This window comes from Marinomonas sp. CT5, assembly GCF_018336975.1.
Taxonomy (GTDB): Bacteria; Pseudomonadota; Gammaproteobacteria; order Pseudomonadales; family Marinomonadaceae; genus Marinomonas.
On record NZ_CP025572.1, the window covers coordinates 1949510 to 1971789 of the forward strand.

The 22280-nt window shown below is 41.4% G+C and carries 20 protein-coding genes and 1 riboswitch; of the genes, 13 read left to right on the top strand and 7 right to left on the bottom strand.

From position 1 onward, the window contains the following. Position 1 precedes the first annotated feature (1 nt). Together C0J08_RS09105 and C0J08_RS09110 are read left to right on the top strand one after the other, a co-directional pair. Positions 2–1066: an ABC transporter permease gene (locus tag C0J08_RS09105; protein WP_012069577.1), complete on the top strand. Its 1065-nt coding sequence runs from the start codon at positions 2–4 to the stop codon at positions 1064–1066. Between the two features lie 24 nt (positions 1067–1090). Then, positions 1091–1531: an RbsD/FucU family protein gene (locus C0J08_RS09110; RefSeq protein ID WP_212655821.1), complete on the top strand. Its 441-nt coding sequence runs from the start codon at positions 1091–1093 to the stop codon at positions 1529–1531. A gap of 246 nt (positions 1532–1777) precedes the next feature. Here the strand turns inward: C0J08_RS09110 and xylA are convergent, their stop codons facing one another. After that, positions 1778–3097 carry a xylose isomerase gene (gene xylA, locus C0J08_RS09115; protein ID WP_212655822.1) on the bottom strand — a complete coding sequence of 440 codons (1320 nt, stop codon included), beginning with the start codon at positions 3095–3097 and terminating at the stop codon, positions 1778–1780. A gap of 411 nt (positions 3098–3508) precedes the next feature. On the opposite strand from xylA, the gene C0J08_RS09120 reads away from it, so the two are divergent. Continuing rightward, a complete protein-coding gene (locus tag C0J08_RS09120; RefSeq protein ID WP_212655823.1) occupies positions 3509–4081 on the top strand; it encodes a GNAT family N-acetyltransferase in 573 nt (190 codons plus the stop codon). Positions 4082–4102: 21 nt separating this feature from the next. Here C0J08_RS09120 and C0J08_RS09125 read toward each other — a convergent pair whose 3' ends face one another. After that, positions 4103–5059: an AraC family transcriptional regulator gene (locus tag C0J08_RS09125; protein ID WP_212655824.1), complete on the bottom strand. Its 957-nt coding sequence runs from the start codon at positions 5057–5059 to the stop codon at positions 4103–4105. A 156-nt stretch (positions 5060–5215) separates the two neighbouring features. Between C0J08_RS09125 and C0J08_RS09130 the strand changes: the two genes are divergently transcribed. The 3 genes from C0J08_RS09130 (at position 5216) to C0J08_RS09140 (ending at position 7045) form a co-directional block, all read left to right on the top strand. Next, the gene (locus C0J08_RS09130; protein WP_212655825.1) at positions 5216–6046 is read left to right on the top strand and encodes an NmrA family NAD(P)-binding protein; all 831 of its coding nucleotides are present in this window, start codon (positions 5216–5218) and stop codon (positions 6044–6046) included. Between the two features lie 24 nt (positions 6047–6070). Then, a complete protein-coding gene (locus tag C0J08_RS09135) occupies positions 6071–6538 on the top strand; it encodes an anthrone oxygenase family protein (protein WP_212655826.1) in 468 nt (155 codons plus the stop codon). Positions 6539–6778: 240 nt separating this feature from the next. Further along, positions 6779–7045: a YrhK family protein gene (locus tag C0J08_RS09140; protein ID WP_249344604.1), complete on the top strand. Its 267-nt coding sequence runs from the start codon at positions 6779–6781 to the stop codon at positions 7043–7045. A 245-nt stretch (positions 7046–7290) separates the two neighbouring features. On the opposite strand, the gene acnA is transcribed toward C0J08_RS09140, so the two are convergent. Beyond that, on the bottom strand, positions 7291–10035 hold the full coding sequence (acnA, locus tag C0J08_RS09145) for an aconitate hydratase AcnA (RefSeq protein ID WP_212655828.1): 2745 nt from the start codon (positions 10033–10035) through the stop codon (positions 7291–7293). Positions 10036–10421: 386 nt separating this feature from the next. Here acnA and C0J08_RS09150 point away from each other — a divergent pair, with 386 nt between their 5' ends. Further along, positions 10422–11792: an FAD-dependent oxidoreductase gene (locus C0J08_RS09150; RefSeq protein WP_249344606.1), complete on the top strand. Its 1371-nt coding sequence runs from the start codon at positions 10422–10424 to the stop codon at positions 11790–11792. Here the strand turns inward: C0J08_RS09150 and C0J08_RS09155 are convergent. Together C0J08_RS09155 and C0J08_RS09160 are read right to left on the bottom strand one after the other, a co-directional pair. Further along, positions 11789–12604 carry a GGDEF domain-containing protein gene (locus C0J08_RS09155; RefSeq protein WP_212655830.1) on the bottom strand — a complete coding sequence of 272 codons (816 nt, stop codon included), beginning with the start codon at positions 12602–12604 and terminating at the stop codon, positions 11789–11791. The genes C0J08_RS09150 and C0J08_RS09155 overlap by 4 nt on opposite strands. 153 nt (positions 12605–12757) lie before the next feature. Further along, on the bottom strand, positions 12758–13339 hold the full coding sequence (locus tag C0J08_RS09160) for a PDC sensor domain-containing protein (RefSeq protein ID WP_212655831.1): 582 nt from the start codon (positions 13337–13339) through the stop codon (positions 12758–12760). A 193-nt stretch (positions 13340–13532) separates the two neighbouring features. On the opposite strand from C0J08_RS09160, the gene rho reads away from it, so the two are divergent. Both rho and C0J08_RS09170 read left to right on the top strand, forming a co-directional pair. After that, the gene (gene rho / locus C0J08_RS09165; RefSeq protein WP_212655832.1) at positions 13533–14489 is read left to right on the top strand and encodes a transcription termination factor Rho; all 957 of its coding nucleotides are present in this window, start codon (positions 13533–13535) and stop codon (positions 14487–14489) included. A 94-nt stretch (positions 14490–14583) separates the two neighbouring features. Next, positions 14584–16728 carry a transporter substrate-binding domain-containing diguanylate cyclase gene (locus tag C0J08_RS09170; RefSeq protein WP_212655833.1) on the top strand — a complete coding sequence of 715 codons (2145 nt, stop codon included), beginning with the start codon at positions 14584–14586 and terminating at the stop codon, positions 16726–16728. 101 nt (positions 16729–16829) lie between these two features. Here the strand turns inward: C0J08_RS09170 and C0J08_RS09175 are convergent, their stop codons facing one another. Then, the gene (locus C0J08_RS09175) at positions 16830–17336 is read right to left on the bottom strand and encodes a bactofilin family protein (protein WP_212655834.1); all 507 of its coding nucleotides are present in this window, start codon (positions 17334–17336) and stop codon (positions 16830–16832) included. After that, complete coding sequence (locus C0J08_RS09180; RefSeq protein ID WP_212655835.1) at positions 17240–18190, bottom strand: peptidoglycan DD-metalloendopeptidase family protein; 951 nt, start codon at positions 18188–18190, stop codon at positions 17240–17242. The genes C0J08_RS09175 and C0J08_RS09180 overlap by 97 nt, the downstream gene beginning before the upstream one ends. 454 nt (positions 18191–18644) lie before the next feature. Further along, positions 18645–18753: riboswitch (guanidine-I (ykkC/yxkD leader) on the top strand. A 62-nt stretch (positions 18754–18815) separates the two neighbouring features. On the opposite strand from C0J08_RS09180, the gene C0J08_RS09185 reads away from it, so the two are divergent. The 4 genes from C0J08_RS09185 to C0J08_RS09200 all read left to right on the top strand — a co-directional run bounded on the left by C0J08_RS09185 (position 18816) and on the right by C0J08_RS09200 (position 22279). Further along, a complete protein-coding gene (locus C0J08_RS09185) occupies positions 18816–19868 on the top strand; it encodes a putative urea ABC transporter substrate-binding protein (protein WP_212655836.1) in 1053 nt (350 codons plus the stop codon). 61 nt (positions 19869–19929) lie between these two features. Next, a complete protein-coding gene (locus C0J08_RS09190; protein ID WP_212655837.1) occupies positions 19930–20748 on the top strand; it encodes an ABC transporter permease in 819 nt (272 codons plus the stop codon). Further along, positions 20745–21566, top strand: a complete 822-nt coding sequence (locus C0J08_RS09195; protein WP_212655838.1) for an ABC transporter ATP-binding protein — start codon at positions 20745–20747, stop codon at positions 21564–21566. The genes C0J08_RS09190 and C0J08_RS09195 overlap by 4 nt, the downstream gene beginning before the upstream one ends. Beyond that, the gene (locus tag C0J08_RS09200) at positions 21563–22279 is read left to right on the top strand and encodes an urea amidolyase associated protein UAAP1 (protein WP_212655839.1); all 717 of its coding nucleotides are present in this window, start codon (positions 21563–21565) and stop codon (positions 22277–22279) included. The genes C0J08_RS09195 and C0J08_RS09200 overlap by 4 nt, the downstream gene beginning before the upstream one ends. The last annotated feature ends 1 nt before the right edge of the window (position 22280 follow it).

The window sequence follows — 22280 nt, forward strand, 5'->3', positions numbered from 1 at the left end:
TATGAAAACTTCTCAAAATACTGCATCTCAACAATCGTCTGTTTTTTCCGGCGAAAGCTTGTTGTTACTGGCGTTAAAAATGCGCACATTCATTGCGTTGTTTTTAATTCTGGCATTTTTTACCTTCATGGTACCGGGCTTTTTGGCGGCAAGTAGTGTTGTCATCATGGTGAAACACATCGCGATAAACGCATTTCTCGCGCTTGGTATTACCTTCGTGATTATCACCGCGGGTATCGACCTTTCAATCGGTGCGATTCTTGGCTTCTGTGGCATGGTGGCTGGTTGGTTAATTACCAAAGGCATCGTGTTACCTATGTTTGGTATCGCTATTTTTCCAAGCGTTTGGTTGATCGTGCCAATGGTTTTGGTGATTGGTGGTTTGATTGGTGCGGTCAATGGCATCTTAATCACCCGTTATAACGTGGCACCATTCATTTGTACCTTGGGCACCATGTATATCGTGCGTGGTGCGGCCATGTTGCTGTCTGGTGGTGAAACCTTTACTGGTTTATCGGGTAATGAGCAGCTTGGCAATACTGGATTTGAGCTAATTGGATCAGCAAAATTATTAGGTTTGCCTTACGCCATTTGGATGATGTTTATCCTTGCCGGTGTGATTGCCTACATCGCAAAAAGAACGCAGTTTGGCCGTCATGTTTTTGCGATTGGTGACAATGAACATTCTGCTGAATTGTCTGGTGTGAAAGTTCGTAGCGTTAAAGTGTGGGTTTATACCATTTCTGGTCTATGTGCTGCGCTTGCCGGCATTGTGGTGTCTTCGCAATTGGTGGCTAGTCACCCAGCAACCGGTGTTGCGTTCGAGATGAATGCTATTGCTGCTGTGGTATTAGGTGGCACGTCTTTGGCTGGTGGCCGAGGAACCATCATGGGGACGCTCATTGGTGCATTTGTTATCGGTATCTTGGCGGATGGTTTGGTGATGATGGGCGTGAGTGAGTTTTGGCAAATGGTTATCAAAGGTGTGGTCATCATTTTGGCCGTCATCATTGACCAGAAGCAAAGCCGCTTGCAGCACAAAGCCGCGATCGTTCAACAAAAGTAGATCATTGAAGATTAGGGAATAGACATGCTTAAAAATATAGATCCGTTGCTAAATGGTGAATTGCTCAATGTGCTGCGTACAATGGGCCACGGTGATGATATTGTTCTGGTCGATCGTAATTTTCCAGCGGCATCGGTTGCGGCTGGAAAACCAGTGATTCGTTTAGACGGTGTGAATGTTACTCAAGCGGCGCAAGCCATATTATCCGTTTTACCATTAGATACTTTTGTTGATCAGCCTGTGACTCGTATGCAGGTGGTGGGTGAAGAGGTGTCTGTTATGCCTGAGGTTCAACAAGAATTCGCGGCGGTATTGAAAGAAGCGGATAGTGATAACGCGGAAATGGGGTCGTTAGAACGCTTTGCTTTTTACGAAGCCGCTAAACAAGCTTATGCTTTCGTTGTGACGGGGGAAGCAAGAGGTTACGGTTGTTTCCTTTTGAAGAAAGGCGTGATCTTTTCTTAAGGAAGGTGCGAACAAGTCCTCTTGTCTCAGCATGTGGATAAAAGCCTGTTATTCGAGGCGAGTAGCGAATGTGAATAGTGGTTCTATTTTCGAGGTGCTCAACAAAGAATACAGGCTTTTAGGCCATGCCCTGTGGGTCTTAGTAGACTTATTCGCACCTTCCTTAATATCACCTAATTCGCTCATTAAAAACACAGGCCAGCTTATGTTGGCCTGTGTTTTTTTTAGCTCTTTTTAAAAAGAGACTTATTTAAAAATATAGCTGTTTACCATATTTTCTAGCATTTCTTGGCGACCAGATACGGGCTTAGGATCAAGGTTGTTTTTCTCTGCGTATTCGGCAAGATCTTGTAGCGTGTGTTTACCTGACAAAATGTCGGCACCCAGAGTGTCGTTCCATTTTGCATAACGCTGATCAACAAAGTTCGCTAACTTCTCATCTTCAATCATTTTCACCGCGCGCTCTAGTGACAAAGCCAAAGTATCCATCGCGCCAATGTGACCATGGAACAAGTCTTCCAGATCCATTGATTGACGGCGAAGTTTGGTATCAAACATGTAGCCGCCGGTTTTAAAACCACCCGATTTTAGGATCTCATAAGTCACGAGGCTATATTCTTCCACGCTCGTAGGGAATTGATCCGTATCCCAGCCTAGCTGTGCATCACCTTGGTTGGCATCAACAGAGCCGAGGATGCCCAAAGAGCAGGCGGTTGCGATTTCATGGTGGAAGCTGTGTCCCGCCAAGGTCGCGTGGTTGGCTTCAATGTTGACCTTGATTTCATTTTCAAGCCCAAACTCTTTTAAGAAGCCATACACGGTTGCGGTATCGTAATCGTATTGGTGTTTGGTTGGCTCTGCGGGTTTGGGTTCGATAAGTAAAGTGCCACCAAAACCAATTTTATGTTTGTGCTCAACCACCATTTGCATAAAGCGACCAAGTTGCGCTCGTTCGCGTTTTAAGTCGGTGTTCAATAGTGTTTCATAACCTTCTCGGCCACCCCATAAAACGTAGTTTTCCCCTTTCAGCGTTTTGGTGGCATTCATTGCGTGGAATACCTGAGTTGCCGCATAAGTGAAGATTTCAGGGTTAGGGTTGGAGGCTGCACCAGACATGTATCTTGGATTCGAAAAGGCATTGGCCGTGCCCCATAACAATTTCATACCGGTGGCTTCTTGTTTTGCCTGTAGCACGTCGACCATTTGTGCAAAATTGTTGATGTACTCTTTAAGTGAGTTACCTTCTGGGCTGATATCTACATCGTGGAAGCTGTAGTAAGAAATGCCTAACTTGGTAAAAAATTCAAACGCCGCGTCGGCTTTCATCTTTGCGGCTTCCATTTCATTCGTTGGCTTGGTCCAAGGTCGATCAAAGGTATTGGCGCCAAACACATCACTGCCTTGCCAGCAGAAGTTGTGCCAATAACAGGCCGCCATTCTTAAATGCTCCGCCATGGTTTTGCCCATTAGCATTTTGTTTGCATCGTAATGTTTAAAAGCGAACGGGTTAGTTGAATCCGCGCCTTCGTATTTGATAAACGGCACGTTATTGAAAAATTCACTCATATTGAAACTCCAAACTATTGTTATTTTTGATCCCTACGAATCATTGTTTGTTTAGGTGATTGCTTCAATTACGAAATTTTCTGAGAGCGTTATTGAATTTTTTGAGCCTTTTTATGGAAACGTCTAGCTAATGCTTTTTTGCTAATAAAAGGCGTGACATTGCAGATCGGAGTGAGCGGTGCTGTATATAAAGTCTGTTAATTAATACATTGTGGGTTGTCTTTGATGATGAAATTAGGACAGAAGGAGAACCCCTCTTAAGACGTAAAATGGTTTTAATGAAGCCTTGTATGGCGCTGTCTAATGCCATTTGATAGAAATGGACATTTTCAAATGGGAGGGTTAATCATTGAATAGCGCTATTTTTTAGTTTTACCTTGATGTGCAAACAATAATCAAATGACGAATGGGATGTCTGATCCCTATTGTTTTGCTGAGAAGGGTTGCTGCATACTTAAACCATCAGAGCAGGATTCCCTCTGCCTTCTATTTAATGGAGTTGTTATGTCTTTCTTGGTGCCTATGTCAAAACTTTTTTTTGCCTCTTACATTGAAGAGCTGATCGTTCAGTATGCTAGAGAAAATGTAGAATCTGGTCGCTGGCAGAAAAAAGGATCATTAACTCGGGCTAGGCGTGATACAGAGAGATTACTACCCCGTGGAATAGACACAGATAACAATTATTTTTTCGAAATGAAAGTGCCTGAGGTGAACGAGACCGTTGGGATGATATGGCTGTCGTTAGAGAATAGTGATACCACTAGTACGGTATTTATTTACGATTTAGAAATTAAGGCAGAACATCGTCGACAGGGTTATGCAAAACTTGCTTTAAAGGAAATTGAGGATTTTGCAGCGGCGAATAATATCGTTAATATCGGTCTACATGTATTTGCTCAAAATAATGCTGCGCAGAACCTTTACGCCGAAATGGGCTATGAAACGGTGAGTGTTAACATGGTAAAAAAAATTGACCAAATTTAGGTAGCCGTTAGTACAATTTTGCTAGTGAGTGGTTATGGTGTTGTGCTGGGTTGGTGAAAAGCCTTTTACTCGTTTAAATGCACGAGAGAAGGCGGCCTCTGAGTTATAACCTAACTCTTCGGCTAGTTCTATTAATGGTACGTTGTTGTGTTTTAGTCGCTGATAGGCGAGGTTCATACGCCATTTGGTTAAGTAACTTTTGACACTGCAACCCACTAAGAGAGAGAAGCGAGCTGAAAAACCGGAGCGCGACATGTTGCATTCTCGTGCTAGAGAATCGACGGTCCAATTTTTTCCTGGTTGTTGGTGAATGGCATGTAAAGCAATACCCACACGCTTGTCTTTTAGTGCGCCCAACCAGCCCTGACTGGCTTTTGGAGACTGTTCCATCCAGTGTCTAATTAGCTGAATGATCAAAATATCAGCTAAATTGGTAATGATTGTTTCTCCACCTGGTTTCAATTGTCTAGCTTCAGCTGAGATAAATTCTAGCGTACTGTTTAGCCAGGTTTGGCTCGTTTTCTCAAGTTGGTCGAGTAATAGTATGGATGGCAGTTGTTTAATGAGTTGTTGTCCGACAATTTGATCAAAGCCCATAACGCCGCAAGTAAGTTCCGTTTTTTCTCCTTCCCCAATAATTTTAAGTACTTCATATCGCTCACTTATTTGCTGAATTCCAGTGTTAAAAAGCGGGATTGGAGTTTGCTCTAGATCACTACTAATGATATGGCCCTGTCCTTGCGTAACTAATACGAGCGCCCCTTGTTTTAATAGTTTTGGTGATTGATTTTCTAATTGAAGCCAACATTGGCCTGCAGTGATGATATGAAACATCATTTTTCCCGGCAGTTTAGGCATTTCGATTGACCAGTCACCGCTTAACTCTGAGCGGCAGTAAAGGCTGCCGTGGAGTCGCAGTTGGTGCAAAGTTTCCCCAAGCGGGTCATTGGTTACTGGAAATTGCCGTGTCATGTCCATTTTTTATGTCTCGTTAGAAAATATGACTTTATAAAAAATAGATGAATAATCAAAAAATAAAGATAAATCATCATTAAGTGTCTAATAATTTACCATCATACTGGCTGTGTAAATGGGAGTACAAGTGAAAATTCAATTTGATATAGGAGTGTCCCGATGAATTTACATACATGCTTAATTGTTGGTAAGAACGGTAAAACTGGTCGTAGAGTTAATACATTAATAACAGAAGCGGGGTACGTGACCCGTGCTGTTTCACTTTCTTCAGTGCCAAGTTTTGATTGGCAAAATCCTGCTGGCTGGTTAGAAGTCATGCAAGGTTGTCAATCCGCTTATGTTTGCTTTCAGCCTGATTTAGCTGTTCCCGATGCTCAGCAGGCTATCGCAGAATTTATACGCCAAGCTAAGCTGGCTCGTATAAGTCATATTGTGCTTTTATCTGGCCGTGGTGAAGAAGGGGCGCAGAGTGCAGAGCAGTTATTGATTAATAGTGGGCTTAGCTGGAATGTGGTGCGTGCCAGTTGGTTTGCTCAGAACTTTAGTGAGGGATTTCTGATTGAGGGTATTCTGAATGGTCATGTCGCTTTACCGGCTGGCGATGTTCTAGAGCCATTTGTAGATGTAGATGATATAGCCGAGGTTGCTGTTGCTTGTTTGACAAAGCCACATTTAAAAAATCAAATTTTTGAAGTAACAGGTCCGGAATTATTAACCTTTCGTGATTGTGTCGAAATCCTATCTCAGGTGACTGGAAAAGCGATTAATTTTACTTCTATTTCTGTAGACCACTTTTTGCAAGTATTAAGGCAGCAAAATATGCCACAAGAGGTTTTATGGTTGATGAAGGAGTTATTCACGGTCGTATTGGATGGCCGCAACAGTCATGTTACTAATGGTGTTGAAGCGGTATTAGGACGTCTGCCAACTTCTTTTCAAGAGTACGCTGTTAAAGCTAAAAATACTGGAGCTTGGAACTCAAGGGATTAATGAAGCGATAGTGTAGGGTGTCTAATGGTTAATTTAATAGTTGAACTGGCTCTGTTGGCCGCTGTTATGAGTACTGGATTGATGGCTGGTGTTTATTTTGCCTTTTCTGCATTTGTAATGTCCGCTTTAAAAACACTGCCGGATAGTTCAGGCATAGCTAGTATGAACGGTATCAATAAAGTGATATTGAAATCTGCTTTTATGCCGTTATTTTTTGGGTCTTGTTTATTGGCTTTGCTATTGATCTTTTTTGTTAATGAATCCGTGGTCGAATCAAAATGGGTAAACATGGCCAGTGCCATTTATTTACTGGGAATGCTGGTTACTACAATTGTTTTTAATGTCCCACTAAATAATAGGTTAAAAATCTGTGCATTAAAGCAACAGCCTGAAATATGGCAGTATTACTTAACCCATTGGACTCGGTGGAATCATATTCGATTTGTCAGTTCTATAATGGCCTGCTTGTTTTATATTTTAGCTTTAAAATAGTGAGGAGTAATGAAATAGGCTTGCTGCTATTTTGCCGTAAGCCTTTTCTTTTTTAAATGGGATGGCTCTTGTGTCAATGGATATGAAATAACAATGCGCTTTACTGAGAAAACCTAAAAAAGCCTTGGAATAAGGTTTAAAAGCGTATTTAGGTGCTTAGTCTGGTAGGATGCTTGTCAAATACAAATGGGTTGGTTACGGTTTTACTAGAACAGTCTTTAAATATTAATGGGAGTAAGAGTGATTAAGGTGAATGGCCGAGAATTAGACATAGATATTGGTAGTAGGCACATCGTTATTCAGCGTCGATATGAAGCGCTTGGTGCACTTAATGATCTTTTGATTGCTGTTTGGTTTTTAATAGGCAGTTTCTTTTTTTTAAATGATTCGCTGGTTGAAAGTGGAACTTGGTTGTTTGTTGTGGGGAGTGCCCAACTCATCATTAAACCACTTATCAAGCTAATGAGTCTGGTGCATGTGGGCTTTATTCATAAAATTCCTGTGTAGTAATACTATGGGCATTTGCTCACAAATATCCCCTAGAAGGTAGTTAGAATAATAGACCTAAGATATCTAGTTCTAGCTAATCAAGGCATTTTATACCAATAATACAAAATATTGTTTGTTTAAAGAGTTATTAAGGTTTGTGGGAAAGTATGATTATACAGGCTTTGATAGGGGAAATGAGTAAGACAGCCTAGCTCATTGGTGAGCTAGGCTGATGTATTTATCACTGCGTAGAAGCTTGATGATTAGCCAAGCATATCTCGCAGTACGTACTGCAAAATACCGCCATGCTTGTAGTAATCCCATTCTTTTGGTGTATCAATTCGAATATCTGCACTGAATGTGATTTGATTACCTTCGCTATTGGTAGCCACAACGGTGACATCATCCGCTTTGTCTACCAAACCTGAAATATCAAATTGCTCTTGTCCTGTTAGTCCGAGCGATTCATAGCTTTCACCTTGTTTAAATTGCAATGGTAAAACCCCCATGCCAATCAGATTAGAGCGATGGATTCGTTCATAACTTTCTGCAATGACAGCCTTAACGCCTAGTAACAATGAGCCTTTAGCGGCCCAATCTCGCGATGAGCCGGTGCCGTACTCTTTTCCCGCTAAAATAATAAGCGGCGTATCTTTTTCATGATACGTTACGGAAGCATCATAAATGCTGGCTAAATTATCATCAGGTTGAGTGCGAGTAACACCGCCTTCTGTGCCAGGTGCTAGTAAGTTTTTCAATCTTACGTTGGCGAAAGTACCGCGCACCATGACTTCATGATTGCCTCGGCGAGAGCCGTATGAGTTGAACTGTGCTTTTTCAACGCCATGGTCTTGCAAGTACAAACCGGCGGGTGAGTCCGCTTTAATAGAACCTGCTGGGGAAATATGGTCGGTGGTGACAGAATCACCCAGCTTAGCTAAACAGCGAGCGCCTTCAATCGTTGGGATGCCTGGAGGATCGATGGTCATACCATCAAAAAAGGTCGCTTTTTTGATGTAGGTTGATGAGTCGTTCCAATCGTAAAGTTTACCATCCGGTATTTTAATTTGTTGCCAATGTTTATCGCCTTCGTACACATTAGAATAGCTTTTGGCGAACATTTCTTTGGTGACAATTTCCTTAACGAGGTCGCTCACTTCTTTCACACTTGGCCAAATGTCTTTGAGGTAAATTTCTTTACCGCTAGCGTCTTTCGCAAGAGGTTCTTTGTAAACATCAATATCGGTACGACCAGCAAGGGCATAGGCGACAACCAGTGGTGGTGATGCAAGGAAATTCATTTTCACATCTTGGTGAATTCGCCCTTCAAAGTTTCGGTTGCCGGATAAAACCGAGCTAACAATAAGTTTGTTTTTTTGAATAGCGTCAGATATTTCAGTGGCTAAGGGACCAGAGTTACCGATACAAGTGGTACAGCCATAGCCAACTAGGTTAAAACCTAGGCTTTCTAGATCATCCATTAGCCCTGCTTTTTCTAAATAATCGGTTACGACTTTAGAACCTGGTGCTAATGATGTTTTTACCCAAGGTTTAACATTGATGCCTAATTCTTTGGCTTTTTTAGCCACCAAACCTGCCGCTAAAATAACGCTTGGGTTTGAGGTATTGGTACAACTGGTAATGGCTGCGATAACACAAGCGCCATCATTTAATTCAAATTCTTGGTCTTTATAATGAACGATGGCCGCGCCTTTTATGGGAGCTTCATCAACGGATTCATCAGGCGTGGTGACGGGGCCTTCACCTTCAATGCGCGTATGTTCTTCGCTTGTTTTTTCTTCACGAGCTAGGCGTTCATCTTGAAAGCCTTTTAGATGCTGGCGAATTACATCACCTGCTTTATCAAGAGCAATTCTGTCCTGAGGACGTTTAGGGCCAGCAAGGCTTGGTACAACGGTGCCAAGATCCAGTTCAAGGGCATCAGTATAATTGGCTTCATCGCCATCATTACGCCAAAGTCCTTGGTGTTTGGCATAATCTTCAATCAGCTTAAGTTGTGTCTCGTCGCGATTGGTTAAACGCAGATAGTTAATGGTTTCGTCATCTATTGGAAAGATGCCACAGGTTGCACCATACTCTGGGGCCATGTTGGCAATGGTTGCCCGATCGGCAAGGGGTAAGTCAGCAAGGCCATCACCATAAAATTCGACAAACTTACCCACTACGCCATGTTTGCGCAGCATTTCAGTGATGGTGAGTACTAAATCTGTGGCGGTTGTGCCTTCTGGTAGGCGACCGTTTAATTTTACGCCAATAACTTGAGGAATCAGTAAGCTAATGGGCTGGCCAAGCATAGCGGCTTCGGCTTCAATACCGCCAACCCCCCAGCCTAGAATTCCTAAGCCGTTTATCATGGTGGTGTGTGAGTCGGTTCCGACTAATGTATCTGGGTAAGCAAATTTTTTGCCGTCTTTGTCTTCATTAAATACCACGCGGGCTAGGTATTCTAAGTTGACTTGGTGCACGATACCGGTAGCGGGTGGTACGACTTTAAGGTTGTTAAAGGCGGTTTGCCCCCAGCGCAAAAATTCATACCTTTCTTTGTTTCTTTCATATTCCAACTTGGTGTTCAAGTCGAATGCCTTGCTATTACCGTAACCATCCACCTGTACTGAGTGGTCAATAACCAGTTCGGCTGGTGATAGAGGGTTTATTTTAGCTGGATCACCACCTAGCTTCTCCATGGCATCACGCATGGCGGCTAAATCCACAATAGCTGGAACGCCAGTAAAATCTTGCATGACAACGCGTGCGGGGGTAAAAGCAACTTCTGCGGTAGGTTTGGCTTGGGGATCCCAATTTAATAAAGCTTCAATATCTTGTTCTTTGATATTTACGCCATCTTCGTTGCGAAGAAGGTTTTCGAGTAATACTTTCAAAGAAAAGGGCAGTCTTTTGGCTCTGTCGCCGAGCCCTTCTAAGGAATGAATATGAAATGGCTCGCCGTTAACCGTGATTTGATGTTGGGTGTCGAAACTATTGTTCATTTTTTTCCCCTTTTGGTTATTAAATTAATACCTTTGAAAAACCTCTATAATGAATTGTGTTGAAAATAGTGTAGCAGTACTTGTTTACTTAAACGACTTATGGACTTTGACATCATAGTGCTTTAAGGCTTCAAGCCTACCTATGATGTCCGCCTAATCGAAAAGAATCTTAATTTTTTCGCATTAAGTTATTATGTCAATGGTAATAAGGTTCATCATAATTGTACTATTCACCCCAGAATTATTAGGGTATAGCGGTTATATTCCCATCAAAAAGAAAACTCATAATTGGTTTACATAAAGAAGAAGTAAATAAATTGGAAAATGCAAAGAGCAGTTGGACAGCCTGTCCAGAATGTCATGGGCGAGGAAAAAGAAGCCGTAGGTTGCGCAAAAAAGTACGTTTGCTCTATTTAAAAGAATTGAGCGAGTATGAAAAGCTAAAGGGTGAAGGACCTGCGCCTGTTCGTCCTAAAGGTCATCTAGAATCCTGTGCGAATTGTCTTGGATCAGGCTTAATCAAAGCCGCTCACTTTCCTGAGCCTGATACGGAAAAATACCCTCATGTGGCCATCATAGGTGGTGGCATCGGTGGTGTGGCATTGGCTGTGGCTTGTCGTCATCGCGGTATTCCATTCACCTTGTATGAACGAGATACCGCTTTTGATGCTCGTTCTCAAGGCTATGGCCTGACTTTACAACAAGCGAGTAAAGCGATCGCGGGATTTGGTATTTGCTCGTTGGACAATGGCGTGGTTTCCACGAGACATCTAGTTCATACCCCAGAGGGAAAAGTCGTGGGCGAGTGGGGAATGAGAAAATGGTTACAGGCCGATACCAAAACCTCTCCTAAACGAACCAATATCCATATTGCGCGTCAGTCATTACGCAAAGCTTTATTAGAGCAGTTGGGCGGAAGTGATCAAGTTAAATGGGGGCATCAATTAGTGGATTTCCATGAGGGAAACGATGTTGAGCTTAACTTTTTGGCCGATGGTGATATAAAGCCAGCCAGAGCCGACTTGGTTGTGGGCGCGGACGGTATTCGTAGTGCGGTTCGACGTTTGCTAATTGGTGAAGAAACTACTCCTTTGCGTTACTTAGGCTGTATTGTTATTTTGGGAATTTGTCCTTTAGTGGATATTGGCGTTGAAAGTGAGTTGTTGGATTCAGCAACGGTTTTTCAAACGGCAAATGGCAATGAACGTATTTACATCATGCCATATGATGCAGATTCAGTCATGTGGCAGCTTAGTTTTCCTATGTCTGAAGAGGACGCCAAAGTGTTAAGTGCCAAAGGTCCTCAGGCTTTGAAAGAGGAGGCTTGCCGTAGAACACAATGGCACGATCCTATTCCTCAGATTTTAGCAGCCACTAAAGCAAATTTGGTCTCTGGCTATCCGGTATATGACCGAGAACTGCTGACAGCAGATTTGTTGAATAAAAGTGAGAAAGTTACCTTGATTGGTGATGCTGCTCATCCTATGAGTCCATTTAAAGGCCAAGGTGCAAATCAAGCTTTGCTGGATGCCTTGTCTTTGGCACGTGAAATTGCTAAAGGCTGTTGGTCAAAATCTCAGTGGCGGGAGGCAGGAATTCGATCCAGTGTACTCAATGAGTTTGAAACCGAAATGTTAGAACGTAGTGCGGTTAAAGTTGAGGGCTCGGCTGAAGCCGCCGAGTTTTTACATTCCGATATTGTGCTTTATGAAGGCGATGAACCAAGAGGGCGAATCTTAAAAAGAAAAGATCGCTAACGATGTACAATAGAACAGTTTCGACCCTGACTTTTCGCTTGATATAAGGCGATATCCGCTTTTTTTATAGCCATTTTTATCGTATCGTTACTGTTGCTATCCCAGTATGAGATGCCTAAGGATACGGTGATATGATCGACTACTGGCATTTCATTTTGTGCAATGGTTGAACGTAAATTATCAGCGAAGCGATGGGCTGTTGATAGTTTGGTTAATGGCAGTAGAATTAAAAACTCTTCTCCACCAATACGAAAGATGATTGAGTTTTTCCCGCTGTTGTTTTGCATGATATTACTCAGCTCTTTTAGAACTTCGTCTCCTACATCATGGCCGTGCATATCATTGATAATTTTGAAGTAGTCGATATCTAAGGCAATAACCGCAAAGCTTTTCTTTATATTCCACCATTCCTCTAAGATCTGCTCTAAACTTCGACGATTGTATAAACCCGTTAATGGGTCCGTATTGGTGTCAATATTGAGCTGGTTGATTTTGTTATTCAGTACACCCAGACCACTTAAAATAGCGCGCTTAAGCTCTTGAACTTCGAAGTACCATGACTTAATTGCTAGAATGCTATGTTCTGCATCATGTTGATGCATGCTATTTGCTTGGCTCGCTAAGGCTTTTAAAGGTGCCGTAATGTACCGACTGGCAATTAAAATGGCCGCTAGTATTAATACTAATAACGGTAAGCTTTCTAAAACCACATTGGTGAGTTGGACATCAAGCTCATCCATAATTTTTTCAATAGGCCGTTGCGCTATTATTCCCCACCCAGACTTATCTACATAGGCAAACCCAGCGAGCATTGGGATTCCTAGGGAATTCACTACCCGAGCACTTCCTGACTTACCTGAAATGACGGTATCGATTACGCTGTTTCCGTTAATGTGTTCACCAATTCGTTTTTTATCAAGGTGATAAATAAGTTCTTTATTTTGATCAACGACATAAGTGTATGATCAGTTATTATAGGAATGTTGTCCGAGCAAGGAGGAGAAGATGTTATCTTGGTTCAGATAGATGGTACCGGTAATAAAGCCAAGGTATTGACCCTCTTTAGCAAAAATAGGGTGGGAGATACTGACTAAGTAACTACCTGATGGCGCTATTATTGGATTGGACACTAGAGGTTTTCTAGTGTTGAAAGACTGCCTATTATCTGGTGGCAGAACCAATCCTTTTACAGGAATATTTCGTGGAAAAATCGCCGTAATTGTGGCTGTTGAATCAATAATAGACACGGAGTTAAAGAAGCTAGATTGTTCGTAGAGTCTTTCTGTCTCGAATTCTAGCAGTGCTTCATTATTTATATTCGTAGCAAGCACTTTGGCACTGAAAGCTAATTGTTGCTGGGCATTTTGCAAAAAATTGTTGGTAGTTTCGGCGAGTTTTTCTGCATAAACACGATTGGCTTCAAGAGTCGAATCAATCAGTAATTGCTTTTGAGCTTGATAGGTTACATAGTAGCTATTACCAAAGGTAAGAAGCACCGCAGCAATGGTGAGCAGCAAAAAAAGTTTTTGTAAATCTAAGCGGAGCAAACTTATCCCCTGTCGTAAGTCTAATATCCAATATCGGACTCAATATGAGCTTTTATTGTTTTAAATATGACAAATAAGCTGTCAGTATAGCCAAAATTTCATTTTGATAGCAGTAAAATATCCTTACCTAAAGGCTGTGATAAAGCAGTCTTATCACTCAATGAAACACATCCCCCAAGGTTTTAACCAGATTATGACGAGAAAAATACTGAGTTTAAAAGGCAAACGGCCTTCCGATATGAAACCAGTAGATGAGGAGTCTAAAGGGGCTGCTGAGAATGATCCTGAAAAGCGCTTTCTAAATGGTGTGGTTGTTCATCCTTCCCCATGTCTTTCTTTATCATCGGGATCGTCGCAGAAAACAGTTCGGGCTATGGATTTGATCTGCCCCGTTGGTATGGGCCAACGGGGTTTGATTGTGGCACCGCCTGGATCTGGTAAAACCACCATGTTAAAGCATATTTGTCAGGCTGTTGCGATGGCTTATCCAGAGATAAAGTTGTATGCGTTATTAATTGATGAGCGACCGGAAGAAGTAACAGATTTTAAACGTAGTGTATCGGCTGAAGTGCATGCTTCGTCTTCTGATGAAAATTATGCACAACATGTGCGTGTGGCCGATAAGCTCCTTGAAATAGCTCGTAAGCAGGCTGGTGAAGGCCAAGACGTGATGATTGTGATCGATTCTCTGACAAGGCTTTCAAGAGTACATAATGCTGATAGAAAGAGCAGTGGTCGAACCTTGTCCGGAGGACTTGATACGAGAGCGCTAGAAATACCTCGTAAGTTGTTTGGTTCAGCGAGAAAGATAGAAAATGGTGGTTCATTAACCATATTAGCGACTATTTTGGTGGATACTGGCAGCAAAATGGATCAAGTAATTTTTGAAGAATTCAAAGGCACGGGCAACATGGAAATTGTGCTATCCAGAGAGGCTGCGAGACATCGAATTTTTCCAGCCTTAGACATAGCAAAGAGCAGTACTCGCCGAGAAGAATTGCTTATTGATGCAAAAGATCTAGAGAAAGTACGTGCCATACGTCGATCACTTACACACCTTAAACCTGTTGATGCTGCTCAGAAATTGATTGACTGGTTAGAAACATACCCAACGAATACTGAATTACTTAAGGCTTTTTCGCCTGCTTAATAACAAAAATACACTAAAACTAATCAACGGTTTTATTTAAAGTAAGTTCACCGGTTTATACAGGCCATACTTTAAAGTTTATACTGAGATAGAAATGAAGAAGTTATTCATGTTGTTGCCTTTCCTGTTGCTATGCTCAGTAGCATCTACAGCAAAGCCTTTGATATTTACAGAAGAAGAAAAGAGGTTTATTAAAAATAATCCTGTGGTTACTGTTGGGGTGATGCCTGACTTTACGCCTTTTTCTTATTACGTCGAAGGCGAAGTCGTTGGTTATGAGCATGATTTGCTCAATATAATTGCTAAGAAATCCGGGTTGACGTTTGAAAAGCATATTGATAAATGGACGAGTATTTATAATTTATTTAAAAATAAAGAACTTGATGTGATAAGTAGTATTTCTTATAAGAAATATAGAGAGCCTTTCACGGTATTTACCAGTCCTTATTACAATATTCCAATTATGATCTTTGTTAAAGACGACTTTGGTGAATACGAAGGGTTAAAGAGTTTAGCTAAGAAAAGGGTTGGTGTGCTGAAAGATGTGTTTTATATTAAGGAACTTGAAGATCTAGGGACAATGGATTTAATTTATTATGATAGTTATGACGAGCTAACAAAAGATCTAGTCTTTGGGAAAATTGATGCTTTGATGCAAAATTTACCTAACATAAATCATTTAATAAAAAAGAATCTTTATAACAACATAAAACTGGCAAGCGAGCTTAGCCTTCCAAATACTAAAAGAGAAGATTTACGGTTTGGAGTGCAACCTGAAAAAAGTATTCTAAGTTCTATTTTGCAGAAGTCTCTTAGTTCTATATCAAAGCGTGAAATGGAAGCGCTTAGTGATAAATGGATAGGCTCTATCAAAGAATATCCAGGCGGACATATTGATCTGAATGATGTCGAAAAAGCCTATATTAATACCCATACTATTAAATATTGTATCAACCCAAGCGGTCTTCCCTTTGAAGGTTTAAATGAAGACGGTGAACATGTTGGTATGAGTTCTGATTACTACCATCTCTTTGAACAAATGCTCTCTGCCAAGTTTGAATTGGTTAAAACCCGTACATGGAATGAATCAGTAGAATTCATTAAACAGAAAAAGTGCGACATGCTAGCTTTAAGTATGGAAACTCCTGAAAGGAAGGCTTTCTTAAATTTTACTGACCATTACTTAGACGTCCCTTTGGTCGTTGCCACAAGAGTTAATGTGCCTTTTATTAATCAGGCTTTGGATTTAGAAGGAGAAAAAGTTGGAATAATAAGAGGTGATGCTTTCGTCAAAATATTACGTGAAAAATATCCTTCTTTAAAATTAATCGAAGTTGATGATATTTATGATGGTTTAGATAAAGTAAAAAGTGGAGAACTTTTTGCTTATATTGATACTTTAGCGAGTATTGGTTATGAGTTTCAAAGTAAATACTTTGGTGAGTTAAAAATAGCAGGTAAAATATCTGAAAACTTAGAACTTTCTATTGCTGTTAGAAAAGATGATGTTACATTGCTTGGCGTTTTACAAAAAGTTGTTAATAGTATAACCAATGAGCGTCACAGGAAGATCTTTACAAGATGGATCCCTATAAAGTATGAGCAAGATGTTGACTATAAAATTGTTTGGCAGGTGGTGCTAGGGGTCTTTGTCTTCCTAACGCTTATGCTGTATTGGAATCGAAAAATCACTAAAGCAAACACTTTATTGAGGCAAGCTCAGAAAGATATTGAAGAAAAAAATAAAGAACTTAATAGACTTGCACTCACAGATAATCTAACGGCTCTATTTAATAGAAGAAAATTAGAAGAAATTATTCGTTCAGAGATTGATAAACAAAGTTACTTAAAAAGAGGTTTTTGCCTTTCTATACTAGATATTGATCACTTTAAAAGTGTCAATGATAAGTATGGTCATCAGCGTGGCGACAGTGTTCTTATAGAGTTTTCTAATGTTTTAAAAGACAGTTTAAGAAAAAGCGATTATGTAGGTCGTTACGGTGGTGAAGAGTTTATCATTGTCTTTCCTGAATCAAGTATTGAAGATGTTACATTAATAGTTGAAAAAATTAGGCTTAAAATTTCGCAGCATGACTTTGAAGCGATTGATCATAGAACCGCTAGCTTTGGGTTAACTTCCTTTAAGCAAGGAGACACCATAGAGACGATGATTAAGAGAGCGGATATTGCACTTTATGAAGCGAAGAAAAGCGGCCGTAATAAGGTGGTGATACTCTAAATACCGGTTTCATTTTAGCCACTATTTTTCGTTATTCCATCTGCAATAAGCTTCAGACAATATACTTGAAGGACCCATTAGTTATTAGCTAAAAGCAGTAGCTATACTTTGTATTGGTTTGGCTCATTATTAATCGAAGTCACTTTGCCATCCAACTCTTCGAGAGTTGTTAAACCATCTAAGTTATCGGGGGCGTCGCTATCTAAAGTTTCAAGACTATTTAGCTCGTCATGAGAATCTAATTTGATGGGTTGTTTTTCCGAAGGGTGAGTCACCCCCATAAACTTACCGCCGGATTCGATGCTTAAATTGTCTGTGTAAATGGTTCCACAAACGCGACCACAACTTAAAATTTCGATATAAGTGGCATGACAAGTACCTTCATAAGAGCCATTAATGATTAGGCGTTCGGTGGTTATTTCACCTAAGACGCTGCCTGATTCACTAATTTTTAGCTGGTCTTTTGCTTCAATATGCCCTTCCACGTGACCGTCAACTTGTAATCGATTTTCTACTTTAATGTGCCCGTTAATAACGCAGCCTTCTGCGACGAGGGTTGTAGTTGTTGACTGACTCTTAACTCTATTTTGCCCACCAAAGATTCCCATGCTATACCTCTTACACGTTTGAAAATTGTATCAAAGTTATCGACATTCCAATCCATAAATGGTTTGGGATCTAATGAACGTCCTACGAATCTCACTTCGTAGTGAAGATGTGGTCCAGACGTTAAGCCACTATTACCCGAATAAGCGATCAAATCTCCTTTTTTAACAAAATCGCCTTTTTCCACTGCAAACTTACTTAAATGAGAGTAAGAGCTCGTAAATCCATATGCATGCATAATGCGAAGAAAATTCCCAGAGCCTTTCTTGGCTGGGCGAATCACTTCGATTGTTCCATCAGCGGGTGCATAAATTGGAGTGCCAGTGTTAACAGCGAAATCCTGTCCACGATGAAACTTAATAATACCCAGAACTGGGTGTTTTCGTTTTCCATAGCCTGATGAAATTCTTGCATTAATGACCGGCGCACCACTTGGAATATGCGTCAACATAGCGACTCTAACGGAAGAGTTAATGGTCGCTGTGTCTAAACGAGTGAGCAGTTCGGCGCTGTTTTGATCGTCCATGCCAAGTAGCTTTTCTAAGTCGTCTAAACGGTCTGAGACTACTAGCATGCGTTCTTCTCGATCAGCCAAATCTTGTTCTAAGCTTGTTTTTAATGCCGTTAGAGAGTCAATTTCTTTTGTAAGAGTAGATGATTTTGTTTCTAATTCGAGTAATTTTTTTTTCGAAAATTCCGCATCGGTTACCAGATAATAAATAATACCGGCTGTCAGCAGTACCCCTAAAAAAATGATATAGCTGATGAGCTTAAATGTATGGCGAGTCCTTTTCCCAAAACTGAAATGTTTGGTTCCATGAATTGAGGAAATAGAGACGGTTATATTATCTTTCATCGATTCTTACTTACCAACGTCATAATTCATTACTTAGATATACAGCAAAGTATCTATCTTTGTAAGTTTTTGTATGCAAAATCATTGATTCTATACATAAAAAATCCGATTTATGTAAAGTATTTGAGAAAACTTGATAGAAGATATTACCATCTAGACTATCCTCTTGAGACACTATTGCCTTATAAATAAGAAAACAATGTATGTTAACGGTTTGCCTTACGAACGTAATAGAAAAATGCAAGGTTACTAACAGTATTATGTATGCTTTTCTATGGTGCGTTTTTATTTATATGGTCTTAATTGGTTCACATTTCATATTCAAATTGTATGAGTCAAGTGTTAAGGATTTATAGTTTTCATTATAAAACAATTGTTTACATTGGTTGGCATGTTATCTGCTTTTATCAGGATGTTCGTACCCTTGGAAAGTCGAACATCACAATTTAGATTACCAATAGAGAGCTAGGGTTCCGATTTCGATTTTTATCGAAGTGTCTGGTCCGAGAGCTTTCGACCTTGACAGTTTCAAGGTTACACGGCGGGACAAAAGCCCGGGAGACCGCATGGCGATATTGCCAAGGGTACTCCATGTGTAATTAAACAAACTGAAAAGGTAACTTCTATGAAACTCTCCGCAAAAAAAGTAACCGTTCTTCTGTTTACGCTCCTTTTGTCCGCAAACACATTTGCCGCCGATAAATTTAAGGTTTGTTGGTCCATTTATGTGGGTTGGATGCCTTGGGCCTATGCCGCACAAGAAGGCATAGTGAAGAAATGGGGTGATAAATACGGTATTGATATCGATGTAGTGCAAATCAACGATTACGTTGAATCCATTAACCAATACACCGCTGGCCAGTTTGATGCCTGTTCTATGACTAATATGGATGCGCTAACGATTCCAGCCGCTGGTGGTGTGGATAGTACCGCGTTAATCGTAGGTGACTTCTCCAACGGTAATGATGCTGTTGTTTTGAAAAATAAAACGAATCTAGCGGATATCAAGGGGCAAAACGTCAATTTGGTTGAGCTAAGCGTATCCCATTACTTATTAGCTCGCGCATTGGACACGGTGGGCCTTTCAGAAGCTGACGTTAATATTATCAATACATCTGATGCTGACATGGTCTCTATCTATGGGACAAAAGATGTGACTTCAGTGGTTACTTGGAATCCTTTATTAAGTGAAATCACTTCTATGCCTAACTCAAACAAGGTATTTGACTCTTCACAAATTCCAGGCGAAATCATCGATACCTTGATTGTGAATACCGATACTTTGAAAGCCAATCCTAACTTGGGCAAAGCCTTAGTGGGTGCTTGGTATGAAGTCATGGACTTGATGAATGGTAATGATCAAGCTGCAATTGATGCTCGCACCGCCATGGCAGAAGCGTCTGAAACTGATTTAGAAGGTTACGATGCCCAGCTAGCTAGCACGAAAATGTTTTACACACCTGAATCGGCTTTGGCGTTAACCAATAGCGAAGAGCTTATTTCGACGATGCAAAACGTGGCGGAATTTTCTTTTGACCACGGTTTATTAGGTGATGGTGCGCCAGATGCCGGGGCCATTGGTATTGAAACGCCTGCCGGTGTCTACGGTAACCCTGATTACATAAAACTTCGCTTTGACCCAACTTACATGCAAATGGCTGCTGACGGCCAACTGTAACCATCCAAAGTAAACGCTCTGTTTACTAGCGATAGTACTCAGAGCGTCATGGGATAAAAGCATGAAAAAATTAATTAATTATAAGCCCAATCGATCCAATACCATCTTGCTTGGTCTGTTGCCATTTGCCTTGCTCATTTTGGTTTATATGGTGAGCTCTGACGCACGTTTAGCCATCAACCCAAACGACAAACTCTTGCCTGCGTTCAGTCAAATGGGGGAGTCCATGTACCGCATGGCGTTTGAACCCAGTCGACGTACAGGTGAACTCCTATTCTGGCAGGACACCATGAGCAGTTTGACCCGTTTGGGGTTAGGCGTTCTGATCGCTGGTTTTATCGGCTTATTCATTGGCGTACTAACGGGGTCTTTACCACTTTTTGCGGCAGGATTCTCTCCACTGCTTACGGTTATTTCACTGGTTCCCCCTTTGGCGCTACTGCCAATTCTCTTTATCGTCGTTGGGCTTGGGGAGGTGTCAAAAATCACCTTGATAGCCATCGGCATCACTCCCTTTATTGCCCGTGATATCCAACGTCGAACACAGGAAATTCCGAGTGAGCAATTGGTGAAAGCGCAAACTTTGGGAGCCAGCACCATTCAGATTTTGATCCGTGTGGTGTTGCCGCAAATTATGCCCAAGCTAATTGATGCTGTTCGCCTGTCTTTGGGTTCTGGCTGGTTATTTTTAATCGCAGCCGAAGCCATTGCCTCGACTGATGGCCTAGGTTATCGAATTTTCTTGGTACGTCGCTATTTGTCTATGGATGTGATTTTGCCTTATGTGGCATGGATTACTTTCCTAGCCTTCTTGGTGGATTTCTTGCTCAGTAAATTAAACCGTCGACTCTTTCCTTGGAGTTTGGAGGCAAAATCATGAGCAAGACAGCATCAAAAGAAACCATGATCCAAGCCAAAAACATCGGCAAACGCTACGGTCAAGATGTCATTCTTGAACGGGTTAATGTCAATGTTGAAGAAGGCGAGTTTATTACGCTGGTTGGCGCCTCGGGTTGTGGCAAAAGTACTTTTTTAAAAATGATTTTAGGCATTGAAACCGCCACAGAAGGTGAGTTGTTGCTGGATGGCAAGCCAATCCCTAATGAGCCGGGTTCAGACCGTGGCATTGTTTTTCAGCAATACTCCGTCTTTCCCCATATGACGGTGTTGGAAAACGTGATCGCGGCGAAAGGCTTTCAAAAATCCTCCATCACTGGCTATTTGTTTGGCAAAGAGAAAAAAGCGGCCAAGCAAGAAGCGACAGACATGCTAGAACAAGTGGGACTAGGTCATGCTTTGCATCGCTATCCACACGAATTATCGGGTGGTATGAAGCAGCGTCTTGCCATTGCCCAAGCGGTCATTTGCAAACCACGAATTTTGCTGCTGGATGAACCTTTTGGCGCACTGGACCCCGGTATTCGTGCCGATATGCATTCCTTGGTGTTGGACCTATGGCGCAAGCATAAATTGACCATATTCATGGTCACGCATGACTTAAAAGAAGGTTTCTATCTAGGAACTCGTTTATGGGTGTTCGACAAACTTCGTCACGACCCGCATTCCCCAAATGCTTATGGCGCCTCTATTACCTATGACTTACCTGTTGGTCATATGCCTGAGCCACTTTTTGAAGAAATAGATCAACGTATTCGCCCTCTAAATCAGGGAGAGAAAACGCAGGAGCAATCAGTATGAATAAATATGAAACCATCATTCCAGCCGCCAGTCATTGGTCATTGCGCGTACGTCGCGGAATGCAAATGACCCTGACGGATATTGAAGGCGATGCCAATGTCGGCATGGTGTTTTATAACCCAGAAAACCTTTTGGAGCGTTACAACGCACCCGATACGCTAAAAGGTCAACACACTTTTAAACTCACCAAAGGTCATTGTTTGTATTCCGATATGGGGCGCATATTTGCTTCCATCATTGAAGACACCGTTGGCTGGCACGAGACGGTCAATGGTAATAGCCATGCTTCACACATCGAGTCAAAGTGGGGGAAACGTGACTATCAAAATGATCGCAATGATTGGATGCAAAATGGTCACGATGCCATGTTGGTGGAAATGGCCAAATACGGTCTAACCAAAGCCGATATTGCTGCGAATTTAAACTTGTTTAGTCGAGTTAGCACAGACAGTGAAGGTGTTATGTCATTGGTCAAAGGCAACAGTCCGGCAGGCTCTAGTATTACTTTGCGTTTTGAAATGGACACCTTAGTGATGCTGCATACCTGCCCACACCCATTAAGCACAGCAAGCCAATACCCGAAAAAACCGATCTCCATTCTGCTGGAAAAAGCTGAACCTGTAGCAGACGACGACCTTTGCAAAATGTCGCGCCCAGAAAATCAGCGAGGCTTTGCTAATAATGCACTTTACTACTTTGGCGCGGAGGCCTAAT

What these genes read in the sequence shown, in the direction of transcription:
- C0J08_RS09105 (WP_012069577.1), top strand. Translation starts at nt 2, where the DNA reads ATGAAAACTTCTCAAAATACTGCATCTCAACAATCGTCTGTTTTTTCC.
- C0J08_RS09180 (WP_212655835.1), bottom strand. Translation starts at nt 18,190, where the DNA reads ATGAAAGATAATATAACCGTCTCTATTTCCTCAATTCATGGAACCAAA.
- C0J08_RS09120 (WP_212655823.1), top strand. Translation starts at nt 3,509, where the DNA reads ATGTCTGATCCCTATTGTTTTGCTGAGAAGGGTTGCTGCATACTTAAA.
- C0J08_RS09200 (WP_212655839.1), top strand. Translation starts at nt 21,563, where the DNA reads ATGAATAAATATGAAACCATCATTCCAGCCGCCAGTCATTGGTCATTG.
- C0J08_RS09175 (WP_212655834.1), bottom strand. Translation starts at nt 17,336, where the DNA reads ATGGGAATCTTTGGTGGGCAAAATAGAGTTAAGAGTCAGTCAACAACT.
- C0J08_RS09135 (WP_212655826.1), top strand. Translation starts at nt 6,071, where the DNA reads ATGGTTAATTTAATAGTTGAACTGGCTCTGTTGGCCGCTGTTATGAGT.
- C0J08_RS09130 (WP_212655825.1), top strand. Translation starts at nt 5,216, where the DNA reads ATGAATTTACATACATGCTTAATTGTTGGTAAGAACGGTAAAACTGGT.
- C0J08_RS09195 (WP_212655838.1), top strand. Translation starts at nt 20,745, where the DNA reads ATGAGCAAGACAGCATCAAAAGAAACCATGATCCAAGCCAAAAACATC.
- C0J08_RS09190 (WP_212655837.1), top strand. Translation starts at nt 19,930, where the DNA reads ATGAAAAAATTAATTAATTATAAGCCCAATCGATCCAATACCATCTTG.
- rho (WP_212655832.1), top strand. Translation starts at nt 13,533, where the DNA reads ATGACGAGAAAAATACTGAGTTTAAAAGGCAAACGGCCTTCCGATATG.
- C0J08_RS09110 (WP_212655821.1), top strand. Translation starts at nt 1,091, where the DNA reads ATGCTTAAAAATATAGATCCGTTGCTAAATGGTGAATTGCTCAATGTG.
- C0J08_RS09155 (WP_212655830.1), bottom strand. Translation starts at nt 12,604, where the DNA reads ATGCTCGCTGGGTTTGCCTATGTAGATAAGTCTGGGTGGGGAATAATA.
- acnA (WP_212655828.1), bottom strand. Translation starts at nt 10,035, where the DNA reads ATGAACAATAGTTTCGACACCCAACATCAAATCACGGTTAACGGCGAG.
- C0J08_RS09185 (WP_212655836.1), top strand. Translation starts at nt 18,816, where the DNA reads ATGAAACTCTCCGCAAAAAAAGTAACCGTTCTTCTGTTTACGCTCCTT.
- C0J08_RS09170 (WP_212655833.1), top strand. Translation starts at nt 14,584, where the DNA reads ATGAAGAAGTTATTCATGTTGTTGCCTTTCCTGTTGCTATGCTCAGTA.
- xylA (WP_212655822.1), bottom strand. Translation starts at nt 3,097, where the DNA reads ATGAGTGAATTTTTCAATAACGTGCCGTTTATCAAATACGAAGGCGCG.
- C0J08_RS09125 (WP_212655824.1), bottom strand. Translation starts at nt 5,059, where the DNA reads ATGGACATGACACGGCAATTTCCAGTAACCAATGACCCGCTTGGGGAA.